The organism is Streptomyces sp. NPDC006235, from assembly GCF_040613735.1.
In the GTDB taxonomy this organism is placed as follows: domain Bacteria; phylum Actinomycetota; class Actinomycetes; order Streptomycetales; family Streptomycetaceae; genus Streptomyces.
Map to the genome: position 1 here is coordinate 1 of NZ_JBEXSR010000052.1, position 25,408 is coordinate 25,408.

Annotated in this window: 21 protein-coding genes and 1 pseudogene; 15 read left to right on the forward strand and 7 right to left on the reverse strand. The window is 71.6% G+C overall.

Going from position 1 to position 25,408, the window contains the following annotated elements:
- Nucleotides 1-429 precede the first annotated feature (429 nt).
- On the reverse strand, nt 430-2,382 hold the full coding sequence (locus ABZ192_RS38020; protein WP_356929027.1) for an ABC transporter ATP-binding protein: 1,953 nt from the start codon (nt 2,380-2,382) through the stop codon (nt 430-432).
- On the reverse strand, nt 2,379-4,208 hold the full coding sequence (locus tag ABZ192_RS38025) for an ABC transporter ATP-binding protein (RefSeq protein ID WP_356929028.1): 1,830 nt from the start codon (nt 4,206-4,208) through the stop codon (nt 2,379-2,381). The genes ABZ192_RS38020 and ABZ192_RS38025 overlap by 4 nt, the downstream gene beginning before the upstream one ends.
- Nucleotides 4,209-4,391: 183 nt before the next feature.
- Between ABZ192_RS38025 and ABZ192_RS38030 the strand changes: the two genes are divergently transcribed.
- The 4 genes from ABZ192_RS38030 to ABZ192_RS38045 are packed head-to-tail and all read left to right on the forward strand — an operon-like array spanning nt 4,392 to nt 8,002.
- Entirely contained in the window at nt 4,392-5,297 is a 906-nt protein-coding gene (locus ABZ192_RS38030; protein ID WP_356929029.1) for an ABC transporter ATP-binding protein, read from the forward strand.
- Nucleotides 5,294-6,043: an ABC transporter permease gene (locus tag ABZ192_RS38035; RefSeq protein WP_356929030.1), complete on the forward strand. Its 750-nt coding sequence runs from the start codon at nt 5,294-5,296 to the stop codon at nt 6,041-6,043. Before ABZ192_RS38030 ends, ABZ192_RS38035 begins: the two co-directional genes overlap by 4 nt.
- 26 nt (nt 6,044-6,069) lie before the next feature.
- Complete coding sequence (locus tag ABZ192_RS38040) at nt 6,070-7,320, forward strand: sensor histidine kinase (RefSeq protein ID WP_356929031.1); 1,251 nt, start codon at nt 6,070-6,072, stop codon at nt 7,318-7,320.
- Nucleotides 7,313-8,002: a response regulator transcription factor gene (locus ABZ192_RS38045; RefSeq protein ID WP_356929032.1), complete on the forward strand. Its 690-nt coding sequence runs from the start codon at nt 7,313-7,315 to the stop codon at nt 8,000-8,002. Before ABZ192_RS38040 ends, ABZ192_RS38045 begins: the two co-directional genes overlap by 8 nt.
- Before the next feature lie 20 nt (nt 8,003-8,022).
- Here the strand turns inward: ABZ192_RS38045 and ABZ192_RS38050 are convergent, their stop codons facing one another.
- On the reverse strand, nt 8,023-9,561 hold the full coding sequence (locus tag ABZ192_RS38050; RefSeq protein WP_356929033.1) for an MFS transporter: 1,539 nt from the start codon (nt 9,559-9,561) through the stop codon (nt 8,023-8,025).
- 153 nt (nt 9,562-9,714) lie between these two features.
- Between ABZ192_RS38050 and ABZ192_RS38055 the strand changes: the two genes are divergently transcribed.
- Nucleotides 9,715-10,377, forward strand: a complete 663-nt coding sequence (locus ABZ192_RS38055) for a TetR/AcrR family transcriptional regulator (protein ID WP_356929034.1) — start codon at nt 9,715-9,717, stop codon at nt 10,375-10,377.
- A gap of 9 nt (nt 10,378-10,386) precedes the next feature.
- Here ABZ192_RS38055 and glgX read toward each other — a convergent pair whose 3' ends face one another.
- Nucleotides 10,387-12,639, reverse strand: coding sequence for a glycogen debranching protein GlgX (gene glgX / locus ABZ192_RS38060; RefSeq protein ID WP_356929035.1), 2,253 nt, complete (start codon nt 12,637-12,639; stop codon nt 10,387-10,389).
- A gap of 186 nt (nt 12,640-12,825) precedes the next feature.
- On the opposite strand from glgX, the gene ABZ192_RS38065 reads away from it, so the two are divergent.
- The 8 genes from ABZ192_RS38065 to ABZ192_RS38100 all read left to right on the forward strand — a co-directional run bounded on the left by ABZ192_RS38065 (nt 12,826) and on the right by ABZ192_RS38100 (nt 20,565).
- Nucleotides 12,826-14,070, forward strand: coding sequence for an Ig-like domain-containing protein (locus tag ABZ192_RS38065; RefSeq protein WP_356929036.1), 1,245 nt, complete (start codon nt 12,826-12,828; stop codon nt 14,068-14,070).
- A gap of 224 nt (nt 14,071-14,294) precedes the next feature.
- Entirely contained in the window at nt 14,295-15,458 is a 1,164-nt protein-coding gene (locus ABZ192_RS38070) for an Ig-like domain-containing protein (protein WP_356929037.1), read from the forward strand.
- A 323-nt stretch (nt 15,459-15,781) separates the two neighbouring features.
- A complete protein-coding gene (locus tag ABZ192_RS38075; RefSeq protein WP_356929038.1) occupies nt 15,782-16,549 on the forward strand; it encodes an enoyl-CoA hydratase-related protein in 768 nt (255 codons plus the stop codon).
- A gap of 174 nt (nt 16,550-16,723) precedes the next feature.
- Entirely contained in the window at nt 16,724-17,326 is a 603-nt protein-coding gene (locus ABZ192_RS38080) for an ATP-binding protein (RefSeq protein WP_356929039.1), read from the forward strand.
- A 110-nt stretch (nt 17,327-17,436) separates the two neighbouring features.
- Nucleotides 17,437-18,615, forward strand: coding sequence for a PQQ-binding-like beta-propeller repeat protein (locus ABZ192_RS38085; protein WP_356929040.1), 1,179 nt, complete (start codon nt 17,437-17,439; stop codon nt 18,613-18,615).
- Nucleotides 18,616-18,708: 93 nt separating this feature from the next.
- Complete coding sequence (locus ABZ192_RS38090) at nt 18,709-19,344, forward strand: ADP-ribosyltransferase (protein ID WP_356929041.1); 636 nt, start codon at nt 18,709-18,711, stop codon at nt 19,342-19,344.
- A 45-nt stretch (nt 19,345-19,389) separates the two neighbouring features.
- Complete coding sequence (locus tag ABZ192_RS38095; protein WP_356929042.1) at nt 19,390-20,304, forward strand: MerR family transcriptional regulator; 915 nt, start codon at nt 19,390-19,392, stop codon at nt 20,302-20,304.
- 48 nt (nt 20,305-20,352) lie between these two features.
- Complete coding sequence (locus tag ABZ192_RS38100; protein ID WP_020271014.1) at nt 20,353-20,565, forward strand: EF-hand domain-containing protein; 213 nt, start codon at nt 20,353-20,355, stop codon at nt 20,563-20,565.
- A 69-nt stretch (nt 20,566-20,634) separates the two neighbouring features.
- Here the strand turns inward: ABZ192_RS38100 and ABZ192_RS38105 are convergent.
- Nucleotides 20,635-21,425 (reverse strand): annotated as a pseudogene (locus ABZ192_RS38105) (ATP-binding cassette domain-containing protein).
- The gene (locus ABZ192_RS38110) at nt 21,422-23,137 is read right to left on the reverse strand and encodes a 2-isopropylmalate synthase (protein ID WP_356929043.1); all 1,716 of its coding nucleotides are present in this window, start codon (nt 23,135-23,137) and stop codon (nt 21,422-21,424) included. The pseudogene ABZ192_RS38105 and the gene ABZ192_RS38110 overlap by 4 nt, the downstream one beginning before the upstream one ends.
- Nucleotides 23,138-23,332: 195 nt before the next feature.
- On the opposite strand from ABZ192_RS38110, the gene ABZ192_RS38115 reads away from it, so the two are divergent.
- Both ABZ192_RS38115 and ABZ192_RS38120 read left to right on the forward strand, forming a co-directional pair.
- On the forward strand, nt 23,333-24,025 hold the full coding sequence (locus ABZ192_RS38115; RefSeq protein WP_356929044.1) for an FCD domain-containing protein: 693 nt from the start codon (nt 23,333-23,335) through the stop codon (nt 24,023-24,025).
- A gap of 78 nt (nt 24,026-24,103) precedes the next feature.
- Nucleotides 24,104-24,766, forward strand: coding sequence for an NAD(P)-binding domain-containing protein (locus ABZ192_RS38120; RefSeq protein ID WP_356929045.1), 663 nt, complete (start codon nt 24,104-24,106; stop codon nt 24,764-24,766).
- Nucleotides 24,767-24,780: 14 nt separating this feature from the next.
- Here the strand turns inward: ABZ192_RS38120 and ABZ192_RS38125 are convergent, their stop codons facing one another.
- The gene (locus ABZ192_RS38125) at nt 24,781-25,338 is read right to left on the reverse strand and encodes a glycoside hydrolase family 25 protein (RefSeq protein ID WP_356929046.1); all 558 of its coding nucleotides are present in this window, start codon (nt 25,336-25,338) and stop codon (nt 24,781-24,783) included.
- Between the last annotated feature and the right edge of the window lie 70 nt (nt 25,339-25,408).

The window sequence follows — 25,408 nt, forward strand, 5'->3', positions numbered from 1 at the left end:
TACGACAAACAGCCCGACCGCTACCTCGCCGCCATAACCCTGGCCAGCACACTCATCTGGCTCGATGCGTGATCGATAAGACGCTACCTAGGGGCTGCGGTGGCGGTGCCGCTCTGCACGGCGGCGGCGATCAGCGCGGCGACGCCGGCGAGGGCCACGGCCGCGGTACGGCGGGGGGTGTGGGGAGTGCGTCTGTGGGGGGTGCTTCTTCGCGAGGAACTGCTTCTCAACACTGACTCCTTCTGCGGGACCGGGGGTCGCCCGGCCTGGGGAGGTGGAGGTGTTGCTGTGGGGTTGCTGTGGAGCAGTCGTGGGAAGCGTGGCAGGCGAGCGCGCTTTCTGTCAGGAGCGCGTCAAGAGTATGGCCGGAAACGGTTCGTTGACCGGAAAGCCGTGTTCGCTATGCGGATGGTCCCTGTCGTCGCCGTCCTACGCCAGGCTGTCCCGCCAGGCCCGGTGCAGATCCGCGAACCTGCCCGTGCCCGCGATCAGTTCGGCCGGTTCGCCGTCCTCGACGATCTTCCCGTGTTCCATCACCAGGACCCGGTCCGCGATCTCGACGGTCGACAGCCGGTGCGCGATGACCACCGCCGTACGGCCCTTCAGCACCGTCGCCATCGCCCGCTGCACCGCGCGCTCGCCCGGGACGTCCAGCGAGCTGGTCGCCTCGTCGAGGATCAGCACCGCCGGATCGGCCAGCAACGCCCGCGCGAACGCGACCAGTTGCCGCTGACCGGCCGAGATGCGGCCGCCCCGCTTGCGTACGTCGGTGTCGTAACCGTCGGGCAGGGAGCTGATGAAGTCGTGCGCGCCGATCTCCTTCGCCGCGCGCTCCATCTCCTCGCGGGAGGCGTCCGGCCGGCCGATCGCGATGTTGTCGGCGACCGTGCCGGAGAACAGGAAGGCCTCCTGCGTCACCATGACCACCCCGCGCCGCAGTTCGGGCACGGCGAGGTCGCGCAGGTCGACGCCGTCCAGCAGCACCCGGCCCTCGGTCGGGTCGTAGAACCGGGCGAGCAGCTTGGCCAGCGTCGACTTGCCGGCGCCCGTGGAGCCGACGACCGCGACCGTCTGCCCGGCCGGGATCGTCAGGTCGAAACGGGGCAGCACCTCGCCGCCGGTGCGGTAGCCGAAGCGGACGCCGTCGAAGACCACGCCACGGCCAGGGTGTTCGCTCTCGAGCGGCGGGAGCTGCCGCGGTGTGGCCGGCTCGGGGACCGACGGGGTCTGGGCGAGCAGCCCGGCGATCTTCTCCAGCGAGGCCGCCGCCGACTGGTACGAGTTGAGGAACATGCCGAGCCGGTCGATCGGGTCGTACAGGCGCCGCAGGTACAGCACGGCCGCCGCCAGCACGCCGAGGGCCAGCGTGCCGTCCGCGACCCGGTAGGCGCCCCACAGCACGATCGAGGCGACAGCCGTGTTGGCGACCAGCCGCGAACCCGTGACGTACCGGGCCATCTCCAGCGTCGCGTCGCCGTTGGTCCGCTCGTGCCGCTGGTTGAGCGCGCCGAAGTCCGCGTCGTTGACGGCCTCGCGGCGGAAGGCGCGCACCGGGCGGATGCCGTTCATGGTCTCGACGAACTTGACGATGACGGCCGCGATCGCCGTCGACCGTGCCCGGTACACCCGGCCGGCCCGCCGCTGATACCACCGCACGAGCGCGTGGAGCGGCACCAGGGACGCCACCGCGACACCGCCGAGGCCCAGGTCGAGCCAGAGGAGCATGGCCGAGATGTAGACGAAGGACAGGATGACCGTCACGAGTTCCTGGAGGCCCTCGTCCAGCAGCTCGCGCAGCGACTCCACGTCCGTGGTGGAGCGGGAGATGAGCCGGCCCGAGGTGTAGCGCTCGTGGAAGTCGACACTCAGCGCCTGCGCGTGGCGGAAGATCCGGCCGCGCAGGTCCAGCAGCACGTCCTGGCTCACGCGGGCCGCGGCGCCGACGAACGCGAACTGGAGTCCGCCCGCGGCCAGCGCGCACGCCAGATAGCCGACGGCCACCGCGATCAGCGGCCCGTTGTCCTGCGCCCGGAACGCCGGCACGGCACGGTCGATGGCGTACGCCACGAGCAGCGGGCCCGCCTGCACGACCGCCTGCTGGAGCAGCAGCAGGAGCGTCGTGACCGTGACGCGGGCCTTCATGGGCGCGAGCAGGGAGCGCAGCAGGGCGGCGGTGGCGCCTGGGGGCGTGGGCAGGACGTCCCGGTCGAAGGGGTCGCCGGTGGCCGGGGTACGGGCGTCGGCTTTCCCGTCGCGGGCCTTCCCGTCGCCAGGTTTCGTGGCTTCGGGCCTCTCGTCGTCGGGTTTCCCGCCGTCGGGTGTCCGGTCGGGTTTCCCGCCGTCGGGTGTCCCGTCGGCCGGTGCGGTGGTGGCCGCCGTCATCGTGCGTCCTCCTGTTCGGCCGGCTGTTCCCCGGACGGTTCGCCTGACTGTTCCCCGGACTGTTCGCCGGACATCAAGTGCGCGTACTCGGCGTTCGTACGCAGCAGTTCGTGGTGGGTGCCGACCGCGGTGATCCGGCCGCCGGAGAGCAGGGCGACCCGGTCGGCGAGCAGCACGGTGGACGGGCGGTGCGCCACGATCAGGGCGGTGGTGTCCGCGAGGACCCGCCGCAGGGCGGCCTCCACGGCGGCCTCCGTGTGCACGTCCAGGGCCGACAGCGGGTCGTCCAGGACGAGGAACTCCGGCTGCCCGACGACGGCTCTGGCCAGTGCCAGGCGCTGCCGCTGCCCGCCGGAGAGGCTGTGGCCCTGCTCGCCGACCTGGGTGTCCGTCCCCTGCGGCAGCGCGTACACGAAGTCGGCCTGGGCGACGGCCAGGGCGCGCTCCAGCTCGGCCGGACCGGCCGTGTCGTCGGCGCCCATGAGAACGTTGTCGGCGACCGGGGCCGAGAAGAGCGTGGGCTCCTCGAAGGCGACCGCGACCCTGGCGCGCAGCTCCTGCCTGGACAGCGTCGTGATGTCGACGCCGTCGAGGGTGATGCGGCCCGACGTCACCTCGTAGAAGCGGGGGATGAGCGCGGTGAGGGTCGTCTTGCCGCTGCCCGTCGTGCCGACCAGGGCCATGGACTCGCCGGGGCGGACGTGGAGGTCGATCCCGTCCAGGACGGGAGGGGAGTGGGGCGGGGCGTCGGGGTAGCGGAAGGTGACGCCGTGGAACTGCAGACCGGGCCGGGCAGCGGGCACCGGCGCCGCGTCACCGGCACTCCCCGGCTCCTCCACCCCTTCGTCCATCACCTCGAAATACCGCTCCGTCGCCGTCGCCGCCTCCTGGCTCATCGCCAGCAGGAAGCCGATCGACTCCACAGGCCACCGCAACGCCAGCGCCGTGGACAGGAACGCCACCAGCGTCCCCGCCGACAGCCCCCCGTCGGCCACCTGCACCACCCCGACCACCAGCGCCGCCCCGATCGCGACCTCCGGCAGCGTCACGATGACGCCCCAGATCGTCGCCAGCAGCCGCGCCTTGCGCAGCTCCGTGCCGCGCAGCGTCCCCGACAGCTCCCGGAACGCCCGGGCCTGGCTGCGGTGCCGTCCGAAGCCCTTGATGATGCGGACGCCGAGCACGCTCTCCTCGACGACCGTCGTCAGGTCGCCGACCTGGTCCTGGGCGAGCCGGGCCACCTTGGCGTACCGCTTCTCGAAGATCACGCAGGTGACCATGACGGGCACGGCGGGCCCGAGGATCACCAGCCCCAGCGTCCAGTCCTGGAGCAGCATGATGACCACGCCGACGAGGATCGTCACGCTGTTGACCAGCAGGAACGTCAGTGGGAAGGCGAGGAACATGCGCAGCAGCATCAGATCCGTCGTCCCCCGGGACAGCAACTGCCCCGAAGCCCACCGGTCGTGGAAGGCCACCGGCAGCCGCTGGAGGTGCCGGTACAGAGCCGCCCGCATGGACGCCTCGACGTGGGCGAGCGGCCGGGCCACCAGCCACCGCCGCAGCCCGAACAACAGGGCCTCGGCGAAGCCGAGCAGCAGCAGGTACAGCGCGCCGAGCCACACCCCGCCCGGATCCCGGTCGGCGATCGGCCCGTCCACCATCCACTTCAGGACGAGCGGGATCACCAGGCCCACACAGGAGGCCAGTATCGCGACGAACGCGGCGGTGAACAGCCGCGTCCGCACGGGCCGCACATACGGCCACAGGCGCAGCAGCGTACGCACGGTGGAAGGGTTCCGGGCGGGGGCGGATGTGGTGGCCATCAGCAGCGAGCCTACGGAACGCCACTGACACTGCCCACCGAGTTTCCGCCGTACCGAACTCCGGTGCCGGTCCTGCGACCTGCCCGTTCGAGGAGTCGTACGACGACATCAGCCGATCGGATGATGTCCGTTCGAGCGCGACGGCCGATGCGCGGACCCGGCCGCCGCCGGGACCCTCGACGCATGTCCGTCATCGAAGTCACCGACCTGCGCAAGGCCTACGCCGGCCGCCCGGCCGTCGACGGTGTCTCCTTCGCCGTCGAGGAGGGCGAGATCTTCGGCATCCTCGGCCCCAACGGCGCCGGCAAGACCACCACCGTGGAGTGCGTCGAGGGGCTGCGCGTGCCCGACTCCGGCCGGGTCCGCGTCACCGGCCTCGACCCCGTCACCGAGCACGAGGCCACCCGCCGCGTCCTCGGCGCGCAGCTCCAGGAGAGCGAGCTCCAGGCGAAGCTCACGGTCCGTGAGGCGCTGGAGCTGTACAGCGCCTTCTACCCGAGCCCGCTCGACTGGCGGCCCCTCGCCGAACGCCTCGGCCTCACGGACAGGTTGACGACCCGGTTCGCCAAGCTGTCCGGCGGCCAGAAGCAACGGCTGTTCATCGCGCTCGCCCTGGTGGGCAACCCCCGGGCCGTCGTGCTGGACGAGCTGACCACCGGGCTCGACCCGCGCGCCCGCCGCGACACCTGGGAGCTGATCGAGGACATCCGCGCCAACGGCGTGACCGTCCTCCTCGTCACCCACTTCATGGAGGAGGCACAGCGGCTGTGCGACCGGATCGCCGTGATCGACAAGGGCCGGGTGGCCGCCCTGGACACCCCGGCCGGCCTGATCCGCCGCTCGGCCGGTTCCACCGTCATCAGCTTCACCCCGTCCGCCCCGCTGGACGACCGTGACCTGAACGCGCTGCCCGCGCTCGCGTCGGTCGCGCACAAGGACGGCCGCGTCACCCTGTCCGGCACCGACGAGACCGTCAACGCCGTCATCTCCCTCCTCGCCCGCACCCGCGTGACGGCCCACCAGCTCCGGGTCACCGACGCCACGCTGGACGACGCGTTCCTCGACCTCACGAAGGAGGTGGCGGCATGAGCACGGCCGTCGTCAACACCGCCGTACTGAAAAGCGAGATCCGTCTCTTCCGCCGGGAGCCCGGCAGCCTCTTCTGGGTCCTGGGCTTCCCGACGCTGCTGCTGGTGATCCTCGGCTCGATCCCGTCCTTCCGGGAGGCCGACCCGGCTTTCGGCGGGCTGCGCCCGGTCGACGGTTACGTCCCGGTGAGCGTGCTGCTCGGCCTGATCATGGCCGGGGTCCAGGCGATGCCGCAGACCCTCACCGGCTACCGCGAGCGCGGCATCCTGCGCCGGATGTCCACCACCCCGGTCCGGCCCGCCGCCCTGCTGTCCGCGCAGATGCTGCTGTACGGCGGGGCCGCCCTGGTCTCGGCGCTGCTCGTCCTGACGGTCGGCCGGCTCGCCTTCGCCGTACGGCTGCCGCGGCAGGCCTTCGGATACGCCCTCGCCCTGCTCCTGGCCGTGCTGGCCGCCCTCGCGCTGGGCGCGGTGATCTGCGCGCTGTCCCGGTCGACGAAGATCGCCGGTGCCATCGGGTCGGCGGTGTTCTTCCCGGCGATGTTCTGCGCGGGCGTGTGGATGCCGGTGCAGACCATGCCGGACGCCCTCGCCCGGTCCGTCGGCTTCACGCCGTTCGGCGCGGCGGCCGAGGCCCTGAACCAGGCGGCGGCGGGGGACTGGCCGGGCTGGGGACACCTCGGGGTGCTCGTGGCCTGGACCGTGCTGCTGACGGCCGGTGCCGCGCGCTGGTTCCGCTGGGAGTAGGCGAAGCAGGAGTGCACACTGGGCAGATGACCTCGGCGGACGAGCGGATCGAGCACCGTCAGAACCAGTTCCACACCTGGGGCGTCTACGGACTGCTCGCCGCCTCCACTCTCCTCTCGGTCGCCGCGCACGACCTGATGACGAGCCCGGCCGAGTGGTACGCGGCCGGGGCGCTGATCGTCGCCGCGGTGCTGCTCCAGCTGTGGCACGGACCCCGCCGCGGCCGCCGGACGCCGTCCGTCCGCGGGACCGTGTACTACGTCCTGCGCTGGGCCGTCTCCTTCGCCCTCACGTGGCTGAACCCGCTCTTCGGGTTCTACGCGGCCACCGGCTACTTCGACAGCGACGAACTGATCCTCGGCAGGCGCCGGCAGTGGCTCGGTCTCCTCGCCACCGTCGTCGTGGTGGCGGGCTCGCAGTCCGGAGGGATGCCGATCCGCAGCCCCACCCAGTGGCTGCTGTTCGGCGGGATGCTGGTCGCGAACTTCGGCCTGCTGACGGTGGTCGGCCACATCTCCCAGCAGGAGGAACAGCGCTCCCGCGAGCGGGCCGTCACCATCACCGAACTCGAACGCACCAACGCCGCCCTGCAACAGGCCCTCGACGAGAACGCCGCCCTGCACGCCCAACTCCTCGTCCAGGCCCGGGAAGCGGGTGTAGCCGACGAACGCCGGCGGCTGGCCGCCGAGATCCACGACACCATCGCCCAGGGGCTGACCGGCATCATCGCCCAGCTCCAGGTCGTCGCGAACGCCCCCGACCTGGCGGTGGCCCGTACGCACCTGGAACGCGCCTCGGACCTCGCCCGGCACAGCCTCGGCGAGGCCCGCCGCTCCGTGCACAACCTCGCCCCTGTCGCGCTGACCGACGCCGGACTGCCGGAAGCCCTGAAGAAGACGGTCGCCGAGTGGGGCGAACGGACGGGCGCACGCGCCGAGTTCACGGTCACCGGCACCACCGAGCAGCTCCACGAGGAGGTCGCGGCCACGCTCCTGCGGATCGTCCAGGAGGCCCTCTCCAACGCCGCCCGGCATGCGTCCGCCGGCCGCGTCGGCGTCACCCTGTCCTTCCTCGGTGACGAGGTGATCCTCGACATCCGCGACGACGGCCACGGCTTCGACCCCCTCACCGTCCCCGCCCGCACCCGCTCCGGCGGCTTCGGCCTCGACGGCATGCGCGCCCGCGCCGAACGCATCGCCGGCTCCCTCACCGTCGAGTCCGAGCCGGGCCACGGTACGGCGGTCTCCGCTCGCGTACCGTTGGTCCGCCATGACTGAAGACGCCGCTACGAGTGACGCCGCGACCCGTGACGCCGCTGCGGGTGACGCCCCGATCACCCTGCTCATCGTCGACGACCACCCCGTCGTACGGGACGGCCTGCGCGGCATGTTCGAGTCCGCGCCGGGCTTCCGGGTCCTCGGGGAGGCGTCGAACGGCGTCGAGGCGCTCTCGCTCGCCGCCGGACTCGATCCGGACGTGATCCTGATGGACCTGCGCATGCCGGGCGGTGGGGGAGTGGACGCCATCCGCGCACTGACCCGCACCGGCGCCCGCGCCAAGGTCCTCGTCCTCACCACCTACGACACCGACTCCGACACCCTCCCCGCGATCGAGGCGGGCGCCACCGGCTACCTGTTGAAGGACGCCCCCCGCCAGGAGCTGTTCACCGCCGTACGGGCGGCGGCACAGGGCCGTACGGTCCTCTCCCCGGCCGTGGCCTCCCGCCTGGTCTCCGCCGTCCGCACTCCGAGGGCACCCGGCAACGAGCCGCTCTCCGCGCGCGAACGCGAGGTGCTGGCCCTGGTCGCCAAGGGCACGTCCAACCGCGAGATCGCCCGCGAACTGTTCATCAGCGAGGCGACCGTGAAGACCCACCTCACGCACCTGTACGCCAAGCTCGGCGTCAAGGACCGCGCGGCGGCGGTGGCGGTGGCGTACGACCGCGGGATCCTCGGCTAGCCCGGGGCGGTGGAAGGGGCTCACACGTCCCGGGCTGCGGAGGACTGGTCCAGGTCACGGTCACGGACCAGCGTGAAGATGGCGATCGCCCCGGCGAGGGCCACACAGGCCAGCACCACGTGGACGACGCCCCAGCCGTGCTGGAGCCCCTGGACCGCCCGGTCCACCAGGTCCTGACCGCCGCTCGCGCGTACGGAACCCAGCCGGCCTTGCACCACGTCGTCGGCCATCGCACCGTCGTCGGCGGACAGTTGCCGACGGGTCGAGGTGAGCAGCAGCCCGCCCACACACGCCACGCCGATCGTCTCGCCGGCGACCCGGAGGGTGTTGAACATGCCCGACGCCATACCGCTGCGCTCGGCCGGCACCACGCTGACCGCCGCGTTGTCCATGACGCCGAAGGCCAGTCCGATACCGACACCGGCCAGCAGCAGCGCCGCGTACAGCCCGGTACGGGAGGACACCGGGTCGGTGAACGTCATCAGCAACAGCGCGACGGCCAGCACCGCCGGTCCGAGGGCCAGCAGCATCCGCACGGACAGCAACCGCACCAGCGTGCCGGTGAACAGCGGCAGGACGAAGACCGGCAGCGTCAGCGGCAGCAGCATCGCTCCGGACATCGTCGAGCCCGCTCCGCCCGCGCCCTGGAAGTAGGGCGGCAGGTAGACGAGCAGGGCCGCGAACGCGAAGACGATGCTCACCGGCTGCCAGATGATGGCGACGAACGTGGGGCGCCGCAGCAGGCTCAGGTCGAACATCGGCTCGGCGACGCGCAGTTCGATCACGACGAACAGGGTGAGGAACAGCGCCGCACCCGCGAAGGAGCCGAGCGTGGCGATGCCGCCCCACCCTCGTGAGGGCCCCTCGACGAAGCCGAGGGCGAGCAGCATGAGGGCCAGGGTGAAGGTCAGCACGCCGGGCAGGTCGATGCGCCGCGCCCCCGGGTTCTTCGACTCGGGCAGCGTGCGGGCGAGGACGAGCACGACCGCGCCGAGCAGGACGTTGACCAGGAACACCGCGTGCCAGGAGGCGACGCCCACCAGCAGACCGGAGACGAACGGGCCCATCGCCAGGCCGAACCCGATCGAGGCGCCGAAGATGCCGAAGGCCCTGGCCCGGGCGGCTCCGCTGAACGTGTGGGCGAGCAGCGCGGAACCACTGGTCAGCACCGCGGCCGCGCCCACGCCCTGGACGAAGCGCGCCAGGTCCACGAGCAGGATGGTGGGCGCGGTACCGGCGACGAGCGAGGCCAGCGCGAAGACGGCCGTGCCACTCCGGAACAGGCGGCGGCGCCCGAAGAGGTCGGCCGCGGAACCGGCCGCGAGCATGAAGGCGGTGAACGCCACGTTGTAGGCGTTCAGCACCCACTGGGTGGAAGCGGCCGAGGCGTTCAGCGCGCCGGACATGTCGGCGAGGGCGACTCCCGGCCCCGTGACGGAGAGGGGCAGCATCACGGCGGCCAGCGCGACGGCCACCAGCACACGCGTGGGACCGGGGGTGGTCTCCGCAGGGACGGTTCTGGGCGGTGACGGCTCGGAATCGACGGGCGTCTGGGGCATCGAATGTGTCAGTCCTGTTCTCGGGTCGGGTGCGGGTCATGGCTCGAGCAACCTGTGTAGCGGTCTATCCATGGACTGTAGTCCATGTTTTTACGGTGGTATATTTTTCATGCCGGGGAGCCCGCACAGTGACGTGAGAAGGCGAGGAAGCGCATGGCCTCGGAACCTGCCCGGCCCCTCGGGCGCAGAGAGCGCAGCAAGCAGCGGGTGCGGGACCGCATCTACACCTCTGCCCTGACCCTCTTCGCCGAGCAGGGGTACGACCGCACGACGATCGACCAGATCGCCGAGCACGCCGACGTGGCCCGGGGCACGTTCTTCAACTACTTCCAGCGCAAGGAAGACCTGGTCACCGCTTGGGCCGAGGCCCGCAAGCGGCGCCTGGAGCTGTGCATGGAAGAGTCGATGAAGTCACGGGACGACGATGTGACGGTGCACCTGGAGCGGTGCATGGCGGCACTCGCGGAGTTCAACGAGTCCGAGCGGGAGATCACTGCCGTCATGCTCCAGGCCTGGGTGAAGGCCGGCCGGCCCCTCCTCGAAGAGCCCTACGCGGGCCGGGTCTTCGCCGACATCATCGAAGCCGGGCGCCGGCGCGGGGAGGTCACCTCCGACATCGATCCGATGCGGGTCGGCAACATCCTCCGGGATTCCTACCTGGGCCTGCTCTACCGCTGGTCGCAGAACCCGGACGGGCCGCTCCACGACGAACTGCGCGAGGTCCTCAGGATCGTCCTCACAGGCGTCCTGCCGCACTCCCGGGACGGGCGCGGCACTCCGGCGCCGTCGACTGCGACCGCCCAGCCGACCGCCTAGCCGGCCGCCTCAGCCCGCCACCCGCAGCAGCAGCACCGCCCGCGCCGGCACCGTGATCTCCGTCCCCGACGGGTGCTCCACCCCCGGCGCCTCCCCCTGCTCCTCCAGACTCGTGTCGACGACGACCTCGTACCGCTCCGCCCAGGGCGGCCCCGGCAGCACGAAGCTCACCGGCTCCTCGCCCGCGTGCAGGACGGCGAGGAAGCTGTCGTCGAGGATCTGGTCGCCGTGCTCGTCCCGGCCCGGGATGTCCCGGCCGGACAGATACATGCCCAGCGTGGCGGCGGGCGCGTACCAGTCCTGCTCCGTCATCTCGGTGCCCCGGGAGGTGAACCAGGCCAGGTCGCGCAGGCCGTCCGCGGTCTGCGCCCGGCCCGAGAAGAACGCCCGGCGCCGGAGCACCGGGTGCCGGTGGCGCAGCTCGATCAGCCGGGCGGTCAGCGCGGACAGCGCCTTCCAGCCCGGGTCCCGCAGCAGGCCCCAGTCCACCCAGCTGATCTCGTTGTCCTGGCAGTACGCGTTGTTGTTGCCGCCCTGGGTGCGGCCCAGCTCGTCGCCCGCGACCAGCATCGGCACACCGGTCGACAGCAGCAGCGTGGTCAGCAGGTTCCTCAGCTGCCGCCGCCTGAGCGCGGTGACGCCCTCGTCGTCCGTCTCGCCCTCGGCGCCGCAGTTCCAGGCCCGGTTGTCGTCCGTGCCGTCCCGGTTGCCCTCGCCGTTGGCCTCGTTGTGCTTGCGCTCGTAACTCACGAGGTCGCGCAGGGTGAAACCGTCGTGCGCGGTGATGAAGTTGACCGACGCGTACGGCCTGCGCCCGCCCCAGGCGTACAGGTCGCTGGAGCCGGACAGGCGGTAGCCCATCTCCCGTACGTCCGGCAGCGCGTGCCGCCAGAAGTCCCGTACGGCGTTGCGGTACCGGTCGTTCCACTCCGTCCACAGCGGGGGGAACGCCCCCACCTGGTAGCCGCCCGACCCCACGTCCCACGGCTCGGCGATCAGCTTCACCCGGCGCAGCACCGGGTCCTGGGCGATCACCGCCAGGAACGGGGAGAGCATGTCGACGTCGTGCATGGAGCGGGCCAGCGCCGCCGCCAGGTCGAAGCGGAAGCCGTCCACGCCCATCTCCGTCACCCAGTACCGCAGGGAGTCGGTGATGAGCCGCAGCACATGCGGCTGGACCACGTGCAGGGTGTTGCCGCAGCCGGTGTAGTCGGCGTAGCGGCGGGGGTCGTCCTGGAGGCGGTAGTAGCCGCGGTTGTCGATGCCCTTCAGCGACAGCGTCGGCCCCAGCTCGCCCGCCTCCGCCGTGTGGTTGTAGACCACGTCGAGGATGACCTCGATCCCGGCCGCGTGCAGAGCGCGCACCATGCGCTTGAACTCGCCGACCTGCTGGCCGGTCGTCCCGGAGGCCGCGTAGGCCGCGTGCGGGGCGAAGTAGCCGATGGAGTTGTAGCCCCAGTAGTTGCGCAGGCCTCTGCGCAACAGATGGTCCTCGTGCGCGAACTGGTGCACCGGCAGCAGCTCCACCGCCGTCACGCCCAGCCTCACCAGGTGCTCGATCGCCGCCGGGTGCGCGAGGCCGGCGTAGGTGCCGCGCAGCTCCTCGGGGATGCCCGGGTGCAGCTGGGTGAAGCCCTTGACGTGCAGCTCGTAGATCACGGAGTCCGCCCAGGGCGTCTTCGGGCGGCGGTCGTCCGCCCAGTCGTCGTCATCGTGGACGACGACGCCCTTGGGGACGTACGGCGCCGAGTCCCGGTCGTCGCGCACGGTGTCGGCGACATGCTGCTGCGGCCAGTCGCGCACGTGCCCGTACACCTCCGGCGGCAGGCCGAAGTCCCCGTCCACGGCACGGGCGTACGGGTCGAGGAGCAGTTTCGCCGGGTTCCAGCGGGCGCCGGTCCAGGGGTCCCAGCGGCCGTGCACCCGGTAGCCGTAGCGCTGCCCGGGCAGCACGCCCGGGACGAAGCCGTGCCAGATCTCGTGGGTCAGCTCGGCGAGCCGGGCCCGCGACTCCTTGCCCCGCTCGTCGAAGAGGCACAGCTCGACCCCTTCGGCACCGCCCGCCCACAGGGCGAAGTTGGTCCCCGCCACCCCGTCCGGGCCGACCCGGAACCGGGCGCCCAGCGGCGTCGGCGCGCCCGGCCGGGCGGGCACCGCGGGCGGTGGCGCGGCCCGCCGCGCGCCGTTCACGGCGGCGGCCTGGCGCCCGTTCCCGGTGGCCTGATGACCGGCCACCGCCTCCTGCTCGGCTGCGCTGGACACCTGTCAGCCTCCCGCGGCTCGTGGGACGACGGGGGACAGAGGGGTGCGGCTCTGCTGCGGCCCGGGTCGCGGCTCCCCTGCGCGTCGTCCTCCCCACTGTTCTGCCCAGAGCGTGGGTCGCACTCACGTTTCCCCGGGGGCGGGCATGGTCGTTTCCCGGGGACGCGGCCGGTCGTTGGGCACCTCGTGAGGCACGTACAAGGGCGCGCGCGGCGCGCGAGGGCCGCGCTGGCCGCCGTAGTGACATGGGCAGGGCTCCTGGCCGGAGCCACCGGCTGTACCTCGGACGACGCGGGCGGGATCGCCGGTGCGTTCGGCGCGCCCCCGGCGCCCGAGGACGTCATCCGGGTCTCGCCCGACGACGGCAGCAGGGGCGTGCGCCCCGGGAAGAAGCTGCGGGTGCGTGTGCCCGACGGCAGACTGGAGTCGGTGAAGGTCGTCCGGTCACAGGACGCGCAGGAGTCCCCGGTGCCCGGGCACCTCTCCGCCGACGGTCTGTCCTGGGAGCCCGACGACGAGCGGCTCGCGCTGGCCGCCAAGTACACGGTGGACGCGGTGGCCGTGGACGGCGACGGACGCCGCTCGGCCCGGCACACCACGTTCACGACGTACGTCCCGGAGGAACGCTTCATCGGCTACGTCAGCCCGGAGAACCGGGCCACGGTCGGCACCGGCATGATCGTCTCGCTGGAGTTCAACCGGAGGATCGCCAACCGGGCCGCCGTCGAACGCGCGGTGGAGGTCACCGCCCGCCCGGCCGTCGAGATCCGCCCGCACTGGTTCGGCCGGACCCGCCTCGACTTCCGCCCCGAGCACTACTGGAAACCCGGCACCCAGGTCACCGTCGCCCTGCGCCTGCGGGACGTCGAGGGAGCGCCCGGGGTCTACGGACTCCAGCACAAGACGTTCTCCTTCACCGTCGGACGCAGCCAGGTCTCCGTGGTCGACGCCGCCCGGCACACCATGGAGGTACGGCGCGACGGCGAGCCCCTCGCCACCGTGCCCATCACGGCGGGCGCGCCGAAGAACACGACGTACAACGGCAAGATGGTGGTGACCGAGATGCTCGACGTCACCCGGATGAACGGCGCCACGGTCGGCTTCAAGAAGCGCAACGGCAAGGGGGAGTACGACATCCCGGACGTCCCGCACGCCATGCGCCTGACCGACTCCGGCACCTTCCTGCACGGCAACTACTGGGCCCACCACACCGTCTTCGGCCGCACCAACGTCAGCCACGGCTGCATCGGACTGCGCGATGTGAAGGGCGGCGGCTCGGACACCCCGGCCGGCTGGTTCTTCGACCGCAGCCTCATCGGGGACGTCGTCGAGGTGGTCCACAGCAACGACAAAAAGGTCGCTCCCGACAACGGGCTCGGAGGCTGGAACATGGGCTGGAAGGCATGGAAGTCGGGCAGCGCGGTGAAGTAACCCGACAGGGGGGTGGGCTGCTTCAACTTTCCGTGGAAGTTGGGACTGAACGGTGACAATCGCAGGTCGTCGGGGTGCGGCGCCTTGTGGTTAATATTCGCCGGTGCGCGGGGGACGCGCAGGGGTGCGGGCCTGACCAGGCCCTGGGAGGGGAGAACAACGTGAACGGGCGACCGATATCGGGGGCGTCGGCCCGCGGCAGGCAGGGACTGCTCGCGCTGATAATGGGAGTGCTGCTGCTCGCCGTCACGGCGTGCGGCGGTGGGGGGACCGGCTCCGGTTCCGGCGGGGGCAAGGGCAAGGGCGCGGACGCCGCGCAGAGCAAGCAGTCCGAGGCCGTCGTCGGCATCACGCCCGAGGACGGCGCCAAGTCCGTCGACACCAGCGGGGCGCTGAAGGTGACCGCCGCGAAGGGCAAGCTGACCGAGGTCGTGGTCAAGGACGCCAAGGGCGAGAAGGTCGACGGTGAGATATCCGGCGACGGCGCCACCTGGACGCCGTCCACCCACCTGGCCGCCGCCACCAAGTACACCGTCCACGCGGTCGCCAAGGACGCCGAGGGCCGCACGGCCGCCGAGGACGCGGACTTCACGACCCTGACGCCGAAGAACACCTTCATCGGCACCTTCGCCCCCGAGGACGGCTCCAAGGTCGGCGTGGGCATGCCGTTCTCGCTCCGCTTCAGCCGGGGCATCACCAACCCCGACGACGTGGAGAAGGCCATCCGCATCAAGACGGAACCGGCCGTGGACGTCGAGGGCCACTGGTTCGGCAACGACCGTCTCGACTTCCGCCCCGAGAAGTACTGGAAGCCCGGCACCAAGGTGACCGTCCACCTCGGCCTCGACGGTGTCGAGGGCCGCCCCGGCGTCTACGGCGAGCAGGACAAGAAGGTCGAGTTCACCATCGGCCGCAACCAGGTCTCGGTCGTCGACGCCAAGAAGCTCACGATGAAGGTCATGCGTGACGGCAAGGTCTTCAAGACCATCCCGGTCACCACCGGCAAGCCCGGCATGGAGACCTGGAACGGCCAGATGGTCATCAGCGAGATGCTCACGGTGACCCGGATGAACGGCGAGACCGTCGGCTACGGCGGCGAGTACGACATCAAGGACGTCCCGCACGCCGTGCGCCTCACGACCTCGGGCACGTTCCTGCACGGCAACTACTGGGCGGGCGGCGCCTTCGGCAACCACAACGCCAGCCACGGCTGCATCGGGCTGCGCGACGTGCGCGGCGGCTGGGACAAGAAGACGCCGGCCGCGTGGTTCTTCAACCACTCGATGGTCGGAGACGTGGTGGTCGTCAAGAACTCCGAGGACCGCATCGTCGACCCGGACAACGGGCTCAACGGCTGGAACATGTCGTGGGAGAAGTGGAAGAAGTGACACTCGGCTGACGACGAGGCCCCGGTGTGACGGACAGCACCGGGGCCTTACCTCTTAGCCCCCGGGCTGTGCCTGCCTGGGGGACAACCCCCAGACCCCCGGCCGAGTGTGACCCACCGCACCGGCGCAAGAGCCGTTGGCCCCCGTGCTGTGCCTGCCTGGGGGGCAACCCCCAGACCCCCGGCCGAGTGTGACCCACCGCACCGGCGCAAGAGCCGTTAGCCCCCGTGCTGTGCCTGCCTGGGGGACAACCCCCAGACCCCCGGCCGAGTGTGACCCACCGCACCGGCGCAAGAGCCGTTAGCCCCCGTTAACCTGCTGCCATGACCGTCTCTCTCGAAGTCGCCGAAGGCGTCGGCACGCTCCGTCTCGACCGCCCGCCCATGAACGCGCTGGACATCGCCACGCAGGACCGGCTGAAGGAACTCGCCGAGGAGGCCGCGCGCCGCGAGGACGTGCGGGCCGTGGTGGTCTACGGCGGCGAGAAGGTGTTCGCGGCCGGCGCGGACATCAAGGAGATGCAGGCGATGGACCACACCGCGATGGTCCTGCGCGCCCGCGCCCTGCAGGACTCGTTCACGGCGGTGGCCCGGATCCCCAAGCCGGTCGTCGCGGCGGTGACCGGCTACGCGCTCGGCGGCGGCTGCGAGCTCGCGCTGTGCGCGGACTACCGCATCGCCGGCGAGAACGCCAAGCTCGGCCAGCCGGAGATCCTGCTCGGCCTGATCCCCGGCGCGGGCGGCACCCAGCGCCTGGCCCGCCTGGTCGGCCCCTCCAAGGCCAAGGACCTGATCTTCACCGGCCGGATGGTCAAGGCCGACGAGGCGAAGGAGATCGGCCTGGTCGACCGGGTCGTGCCCGCCGACGAGGTGTACGCGCAGGCGCACGCCTGGGCGGCGAAGCTGGCGCAGGGCCCGGCCCTCGCCCTGCGCGCCGCCAAGGAGGCGGTCGACACGGGCCTGGAGACGGACATCGACACGGGCCTGGCGATCGAACGGAACTGGTTCGCGGGCCTGTTCGCCACCGAGGACCGCGAGCGCGGCATGCGCAGCTTCGTGGAGGAGGGGCCGGGCAAGGCGAAGTTCCTCTGAACCTCCCTCCAGGGGCTTGCACTTGACGCGGTGTCTGATCCGGGTCCCTCGATGGGGCGGTTTATGGCGGCCTTAAGACAGCCCTAAACGCGTCCGGTCGCTCTCCTTCGCCGCTTGCCCGGAATCGGGCCGTCGCCGCAGGTCAGGCGGGCTGTGGATGACTCCGAAGCGCCCTTGGCACATGCCGTCGGCCCGCCGTCGCGCACCCCGCTCCAGGGGCCGTTTTCCCCGGGAACGGCCCCCGAGGCCGCTCCGGGCGGCCATGATGGGGGCATGGCGGGGCTGGAGGGTACGGAACAGCCGCGGGGACACGCACATGCGGCCGCGGCGCGCTGGTCACCGACCGTCGAGGACGAACGCGCGCTGAAGGCGCTGGAGTTGTACGGCAACCCGACGGAGGCGGAGGTGCCGCTGCCGTCCCGCCCCGAGTCCGCGGCCACCGCCCGGCGGCTGACCCAGGTCGTCGTCCTGCGCCAGTGGGGGCTCACCCCCAAGATCACCGAGGACTCCGTCCTGCTCGTCTCCGAGCTGGTGGGCAACGCCGTACGGCACACCGGCGCCCGGGTCTTCGGACTGCGTCTGCACCGCCGCCGCGGCTGGATCCGTGTCGAGGTCCGCGACCCGTCCCGGGGGCTGCCCTGTCTGATGCCGGTCCAGGAGCTGGACATCAGCGGCCGGGGCCTGTTCCTCGTCGACAAGCTGGCCGACCGCTGGGGGGTCGATCTGCTGCCCCGGGGCAAGACCACCTGGTTCGAGATGCGGGTCAACGACCGCTGAGGACCGCCCCCGCGGAGCGGGCTCGACGAGGGCGTGACCTGCGACGGTTCGCCTGGCCGCCGATCGGGCGAATCACCGGTTTCCCCGCGAAGCGGACCTTAAATGGTGCAATGCACCGCCACCTTGTCAGAAGCGCCCTCGTCGCGGGCGCCGCCCTCGCCTGCCTCGCCGCCTGCGGCACCGGGGACGGGGAACGGGCCTCCGAGGCACACGGCACCAAGGCCGCCGTGCCCGCACCGCGCGAGAAGAAGCCCGTTCAGGGGCTGCCCGGGATGCCGCCCGTCCTCGACCCCGAGGACGTGTACGCGGCCGACCGCCCGAACAAACTGTCGCCCGTGGTCAAGGACTTCCCGTCCCGGGTCTACGTGCCCAACACCGAGTCCGACACGGTCTCCGTCATCGACCCGAAGACGTACGAGATCGTCGAGACCATCCCCGTGGGACGGCAGCCCCAGCACGTCGTCCCCTCCTGGGACCTGAAGACGCTCTGGGTCAACAACAACCGCGGCCACACCCTCACCCCGATCGACCCGAAGACCGGCAAGGCGGGCAAGGAGGTCGAGGTCCACGACCCCTACAACCTCTACTTCACGCCCCACGGCAAGTACGCCGTCGTGATGGCCTCCCTCGACCGCGAACTGGTCTTCCGCGACCCGCACACCATGGAGATCAAGAAGACGGTCCCGGTCTCCTGCTACGGCGTCAACCACGCCGACTTCTCCCTCGACGGCCGCTACTTCATCGTCTCCTGCGAGTTCAGTGGCGAACTGCTCAAGGTCGACACCGAGAAGATGAAGGTCGTCGGGCAGCAGCGACTGCCGTTCGAGGGCGCCATGCCGCAGGACGTGAAGGTCTCGCCCGACGGCAAGAAGTTCTACATCGCCGACATGATGGCCCACGGCATGTGGGTCCTGGACGGCGACACGTTCACCGAGCCCACCCTGATGCCCACCGGCAAGGGCTGCCACGGCTTGTACGTCAGCCGCGACTCCCGCGAGATGTACGTGTCCAACCGCGGCGAGGGCACGATCTCCGTCTTCGACTTCACGCAGGACGAGCTGACCAAGAAGTGGCGGCTGCCCGACGGCGGCAGCCCCGACATGGGCGGTGTCTCCGCCGACGGCAAGGTGCTGTGGCTCTCCGGCCGCTACGACGGCGAGGTGTACGCCATCGACACCCGCACCGGCACCCAGCTCGCCCGCATCCCCGTCGGCAGCGGCCCGCACGGTCTCGCGGTCTACCCGCAGCCCGGCCGCTACTCGCTCGGCCACACAGGCATCTTCCGGTGACGGTCAGCAGCCGTCCACCAAGGGGCAGTTGACACGCCCCTGATCGAGTGAGGGTCCCCGGCCCGGCGCCGCGGACCCGCGAGCGTGCTCCTCATGATCACCGCCAGCATGCGGCGGCGCACCGCTGCCGCCGCCCTCTCCCTCGTGGCCGTCCTCACGACCACGGCCGCCACGCCCGGGCAGGCCCCGGCCGGCTCCGCGGCTTCCGTGACAGGGGCCCTCAAGCCCGCCGCCCCCGGACCGGCCGCCTGCCCCGTCCAGTTCGACGACAAGGTCAAGGCCGCCGCCGACCGTCGGGTACAGGTCGACCGCATCACCCCCGACCCGTCCTGGCGCACCAGCTGCGGCACCCTCTACCGCGCCGACGGCCGGGGCCCCTCCGTGATCTTCGAGGAGGGCTTCCACCCCAAGGACGTGGTGAACGGCCAGTACGACCTGGAGAAGTACGTCCTGGTCAACCAGCCGTCCCCGTATGTGTCGACCACGTACGACCACGACCTGTTCAAGAAGTGGAAGTCCGCCTTCAACTACTACGTCGACGCCCCCGGCGGAGTCGACGTCAACAAGACCATCGGCGACACCCACAAGTGGGCCGACCAGCAGGAGGTCGCCTTCCCCGGCGGTATCGCCCGCGAGTACATCGTCGGCGTCTGCCCGGTCGACAAGCAGACCAAGACCGAGATCATGAGCGAGTGCGAGAGCAACCCGCACTATGAGCCCTGGCACTGAGCGGGGCTTGAGTCTCCACCCGCTGGAAGGCCCAGACTCCTCCACATGATCGACGACGGCACCGGACTGCTCACCATCGGCGAACTGGCCCGGGTCACCGGACTGTCCGTACGCACCATCCGGTACTGGTCCGACGAGGGCGCGCTGCCCCCGGTGGCCCGGTCCGCGGGCGGCTACCGGCTGTACGACGCCGCGTCCGTGGCGCGTCTGGAGCTGATCCGGACCCTGCGCGAACTCGGCCTCGCTCTGGCGGACGTCTGCCGGGTGCTGGCCGGCGAGACCACGGTCGCGCAGGTCGCGGCCGCGCACGTGGTCGCGCTGGACGCGCAGATCCGGTCGCTCAAGGTGACGCGTGCGGTGCTGTCGACGGTCGCGAAGCGGGGTTCCGACGCGGAGGAGACGAGCCTGATGAACAGACTGGCACGGCTGTCGGCGGCCGAACGGCGGCGCATCATCGAGGAGTTCGTGGACGAGGTGTTCCACGGGCTCGACACGGCGGACCCGGTGATCTTGGAGCGCATGCGGAACACCGCCGCCGACCTGCCCGAGGACCCGACACCCGAGCAGGTGGACGCCTGGCTGGAGCTGGCCGAGATGCTCCAGGACCCGGACTTCCGGGCCGAGATGCGCAAGGTCGCCGAGTTCAACGCGGCCGACCGCGGTCATGACACACCCGCCGGGGCGTCCCTGTGGTTCTCCCGGCGGCTCGTGCACCTGGGCGCCCGGGCCCGGGAGCGCGGGCTCGCCCCCGACTCGCCCGAGGCCGCCGAGGTAGTGGGCGAGCTGCTGGGCGATGCCGACCCCGCCGCCGTGCTGGAACGGCTGCGGTCGCACGCCACCCACCGGGTCGCCCGCTACCGCGAGTTGCTCGCCGTCGTGAAGGGAACCGGACCCGAGGCGGCCTACCGGGAGGAGTTCGCCTGGGTGGTCGCCGCGCTGGAGGAACGTACGGGCAGTTAATCTGACCTGCGTCAGCAAGACCTGGAACACGAGAGTAGGGGCGGATCGGTGGCGGACATCGAGGAAGCACGCAAGCAGTTCGAGCGGATCGATACGGACGGGGACGGATTCATCACCGCTGCCGAGTTCAAGACCGCCCTGGCCCGGTCCGGCGACTGGAACGTGACCGAGTCGGTCGCCGAGGTCGTCATCAAGACCCGCGACCTCGACGGCGACAAGAAGCTGAGCTTCGACGAGTTCTGGGCCTACCTGAACAAGTGACGCCGGCGCTGAAGGTGCCGCGAGGTGTGGGGGCCCGGGGCCGTCCTGCGGACGGACCCGGGCCCTTCGTCATGCCCGCCGGGCCGTGCGTACGCTCCAGCGGCCGTCGTGCCGTTCCAGCGCCAGCGGCAGGTCGAAGCACTTGCCGAGCCGGTCGGCGGTCAGCACCGCGGCCGCCGGGCCGCCCGCCGGCGGCCGCCCCTCGCGCAGCAGCAGCGCGTGCGTGGTGTGCGCCGGCAGCTCCTCCAGGTGGTGGATGACCAGGACCGTCGCCAGGCGCGGATGCTCCCGGCGCAGTTCCCCGAGCGCCCCGATCAGCTGCTCCCGGCCGGGCAGGTCCAGGCCGGTGGCCGGCTCGTCCAGGAGAAGCAGCCGGGGCTCCGGCATGAGGGCCCGGGCGATCAGGGCCCGGCCGCGCTGCCCCTGGGAGAGCGTGGGCCAGCGCGCCTCCCGGTGCTCGGCCAGCCCCAGCGTCGGATCAGCCGCTCCGCCCGCTCCCGCTGCTCCGGCGCCGGACGCCACCGGGGCAGCGGCTCCACCGAGTTGGTCAGGCCGGTCAGGACGGCGTCCCGTACCCGCAGCGGCGAGGTGAGCGGATGCCGCGGGTCGACATGCCCGACGTGCGCGCGCAGCTCCCGCAGGTCGACCCGGCCCAGCCGGTGGCCCAGCACCTCCACGCGGCCCCGGGTCGGGTGGACGAGCGCGCCGAGCAGGCCGAGCAGGGTCGACTTGCCCGCGCCGTTCGCGCCGAGCAGCGCCCAGTGCTCACCGGCTCGGACGGTCAGCGACACCTCCGCCAGGATCGGCCGGCCGTCGCGCACGACGTGGACGTCCTCGGCGCGCAGGACGACCGGCGTCACCGCAACGCCCTGTTCACCGCGGACAGCACCGCCCGGACCGAGGCGCCCAGGGACGAGGAGTCCCGGCCCGCGCCCCAGCATGCCCTGCCGCCGACACGGCACTCGGCGAAGGCGTCCGTGCCCTCGTCGCCGGCCTGCTCGCAGAAGTCGAGCACGTCGACGCCGATCCCGGCGCCGGCCAGCGCGTCGACGAACGCGGAGACCGGGCCGCCGCCGGTGCCCTCGTAGTCGCCGATGCGGTCCCCGGTGCGCAGCGTGCACACGAAGCGGTGGCCGCCGGCCTCGTCCCGGTGCACGGACCAGGCCTCCAGCGCCACCTCCCCGTCCTCCACCAGGTACCTCGCCCGGAACAGCGCGTACAGCTCCTTCGCCGTCATCTCCCGCCCGCTGTCGTCCGTCGCCTCCTGCACGGCCCGGGAGAAGTCCGGCCGCATGCGCGCGGGCAGGTCGACGCCGTGGTGGGTGCGCAGCAGATAGGCCACGCCGCCCTTGCCCGACTGCGAGTTCACGCGGATCACCGCCTCGTAGGAGCGGCCCACGTCGGCCGGGTCGATCGGCAGGTACGGCACCGACCAGGGCGCCCGCCCCTCCGGCACGCCCAGTTCCCGGGCCCGCTCCGCGTGCCGGGCCAGACCCTTGCTGATCGCGTCCTGGTGGGTGCCCGAGAAGGCGGTGTGGACGAGCTCCCCGGCGTACGGGTGGCGCGGGTGCACGGGCAGCCGGTTGCAGTGCTCGACCGTCTCCCTGACCGTGTCGATGTCCCGGAAGTCGATCATCGGGTCGACGCCCTGGGCGTACAGGTTCAGCGCCAGGGTCACCAGGTCGACGTTGCCGGTGCGCTCCCCGTTGCCGAACAGGCAGCCCTCGACGCGCTGGGCCCCCGCCAGCACGGCCAGTTCGGCGCAGGCGACGCCGGTGCCGCGGTCGTTGTGCGGGTGCACGGAGAGGATCACGCTGTCGCGCCGGGACAGGTGGCGGTGGACGTACTCGATCTGGTCGGCGTAGACGTTCGGCGTCGCGATCTCCACGGTCGCCGGGAGGTTGTGGGTCACCGGCCGGTCCGGGCTCGCGTCCCACAACTCGGTCAGCCCGTCGCACAGTTCCAGGACGAAGTCCGGCTCGGTCAGGTTGAAGGTCTCCGGGGAGAACTGGAAGCGCACGGACGAGGCCCGGTCCGCCCGGCGGGCCATGTGCTCGGCGGCCTCCCGCACGGTCCGCCACACCTCGGCCCGGTCCCGCCCCAGGACGACGTCCCGCCACACCGGCGAGGTCGCGATGTACAGATGCACGACAGCCCTCGGCAGGCCCTCGATCGCCTCGAAGGTGCGGTCGATCAGGTCCCGGCGGGCCGGGGTGAACACGACGGGCGTGACATCGTCCGGTACGGCACCGGAGGTCGTCAGGTGCCGCACGAAGTCGAAGTCGGTGCGGCTCGCCGACGGGTAGCCGACCTCGATCTCCTTGAAGCCCATGCCGGTCAGCAGGTCGAAGAAGCGGCGTTTGCGGGGCGTGTCCATCGGTTCGGCGAGGGCCTGGTTGCCGTCGCGCAGGTCGACGGGGACCCAGAGGGGAGCGCGCTCGACGCGGGCGGCGGGCCAGTCGCGGTCCGCGGCGGGCACGTGCACGCGCTCCTGGAAGGGGCGGTAGCGGTGGAAGGGCATGGGGCCCGGGCGCTGGGGGTTCCAGACCGGGGCAGCAGGGGTGGTGGTCATCGTCGGCTGTGGCCTTCCGGCTCGGTCGGACGGTGACCGGCAGCACGGCGCCCCGCGGCGGGGTGCCGGTCGCGTCAGGCCCCGCCGCGGCAGCCGAGAAGAAGACCGCGGAAGATCATGCGCAGTACGCTATCCACCACTCAGGTCCTCAGACAAGTGGAAACCTCCCACTCCTCAGACAAGTTGGTGCACCCCATGCCGCTGGCCGCCGTCCGCCCCAGCCCCCTGGTCGAGCAGGCCGCCGCCCGGCTGCGCGAGCAGATCGCCGGCGGCCACTGGCCGGTCGGCACCCGGCTGCCCGGTGAGACGACGCTGGCGAAGGAACTGGGCGTGGGCCGCTCCACCGTCCGTGAGGCGCTGCGCGCGCTGGCCGGAGCCGGGCTGGTCCGGTCCCGCCAGGGCGCCGGCGTCTTCGTCATCGCGACCGAGCCGGTCGAGGACTGGCCGACCCGGCTGCGCCGGGCCGCCGTGACCGACGTCTACGAGGTCCGGATGGCGGTCGAGGTGCACGCGGCCCGGCTCGCCGCGCGCCGCCGCACCCCCGAGGATGTCACGGCGCTCCGGGCCGCGCTGGAGGGCCGACGAGCCGCCGGCGCGGCCGACGACGCCGCCTTCGTCGACGCGGACATCGCCTTCCACGCGGCCGTGGTCGCCGCCGCCCACAACCCGGTGCTGGCCGACCTGTTCGCCCAGTTCAGTCCCGTTCTGCGCGAGGGCCTGATCGAGCTGCTGTCCCTGACCGGCCTGCGCGCCGACGACCCCGACACCGGCGACGAGGCGCACGAGGCGCTCGTCCGGGCGGTGGCGGACGGGGACGCCGAAGGGGCGGCGGAGGTGCTGCGGGGGGAACTGGAGGACCCGTTCGCACCTTCCCGGAAGCCGGAATAGCTCCTACGCCCCGCAGGTTGACCCTGATCACGAAGCTGGCCAGGAACTCCTGACTCCCTGGAAGGGCGAGGCGAGGACATGAAGATCGGCATCATCGGAGCGGGCAACATCGGCGGCAATCTGACCCGGCGGCTCACCGCCCTCGGTCACGACGTGTACGTGGCCAATTCCCGCGGCCCGCACACGCTCACGGCCCTCGCGGAGGAGACCGGCGCGACACCCGTGACGGTCGAGGAGGCACCGCGGGGCGCCGAGATCGTCGTCGTCACGATTCCCCTGAAGGCGGTCCCGGACCTGCCGTCGGGCCTGTTCGACGAGGCGGCCGACGGCGTCGCGGTCATCGACACCGGCAATTACTACCCCCGCCAGCGGGACGGCAGGATCGCCGCGATCGAGGACGAGGGGCTCACCGAGAGCCGCTGGACGGAACGCCAGATCGGCCACCCCGTCATCAAGGCCTTCAACGGCACGTACGCCCAGGACATCCTGGACCGCCCGCTCCCGGCCGGCGACCCCGACCGCATGGCCCTGCCGGTGGCAGGCGACGACGAGGCGGCCAAGCGCAAGGTACGGGACCTGATCGACGAACTCGGCTTTGACACCGTCGACTCGGGCGGCATCGACGACTCCTGGCGCCAGCAGCCCGACACCCCGGTCTACGGCCTGCGCGGTGGCGTCGAGGCGGTCACGAAGGCCCTGGCGGAGGCGTCCCGGGAGCGTACGCCGGAGTTCAGCGGCTGAGCCCCCCTGGGTGCTCAGGCGTCCGCCGCCCACTTGCGCAGCGCCGCCTTGCTCTCGAAGTCGGCCACGTTCTTGTCCAGCGGCCGGTCGGTGTACTGGTGGAAGCGCCACTTGGCCTTGATGCGGGGCTTGCCCGCGGAGACGTAGTCGGCGATCCACAGGGCGTCGCCCGCGTAGGACGTCGTGTCGTGGTTCAGCCAGAAGTTCCGGTTGCAGTAGAGCACCACCTGGTTGTCCGGCCGCAGGTCCTTCAGCTTCCGGATGAACAGGTCCTTCTCCGCGTTGCTCGCGTGCGTCCCGTTGCTGGTCGTCTCCCAGTCGACGGCGAGGATGTCGCCGGGCCGGTCCGGGGCCTTGGCGACGAAGTACTCGGCCTGGGCGGTGAGGTTGCCGGGCCACAGGAAGTGGTAGAAGCCGACGACCAGCCCGGCGTCGCGGGCCCGCTTCGTCTGGGCGGCGAGTCTGGGGTTGACGTAGGAACGCCCCTCCGTCGCCTTGACGAAGACGAAGGAGAGGCCGTCGGTGTCGTAGGAAGAGGACTGGTAGGCGCTCACGTCTATGCCGCGCAGCATGGGGATCTCCCTGAAGTGCTGGTGGGGAGGGGGAGTTGGTGCCTCCCACCATGGCACGGGCCGCTGTGGA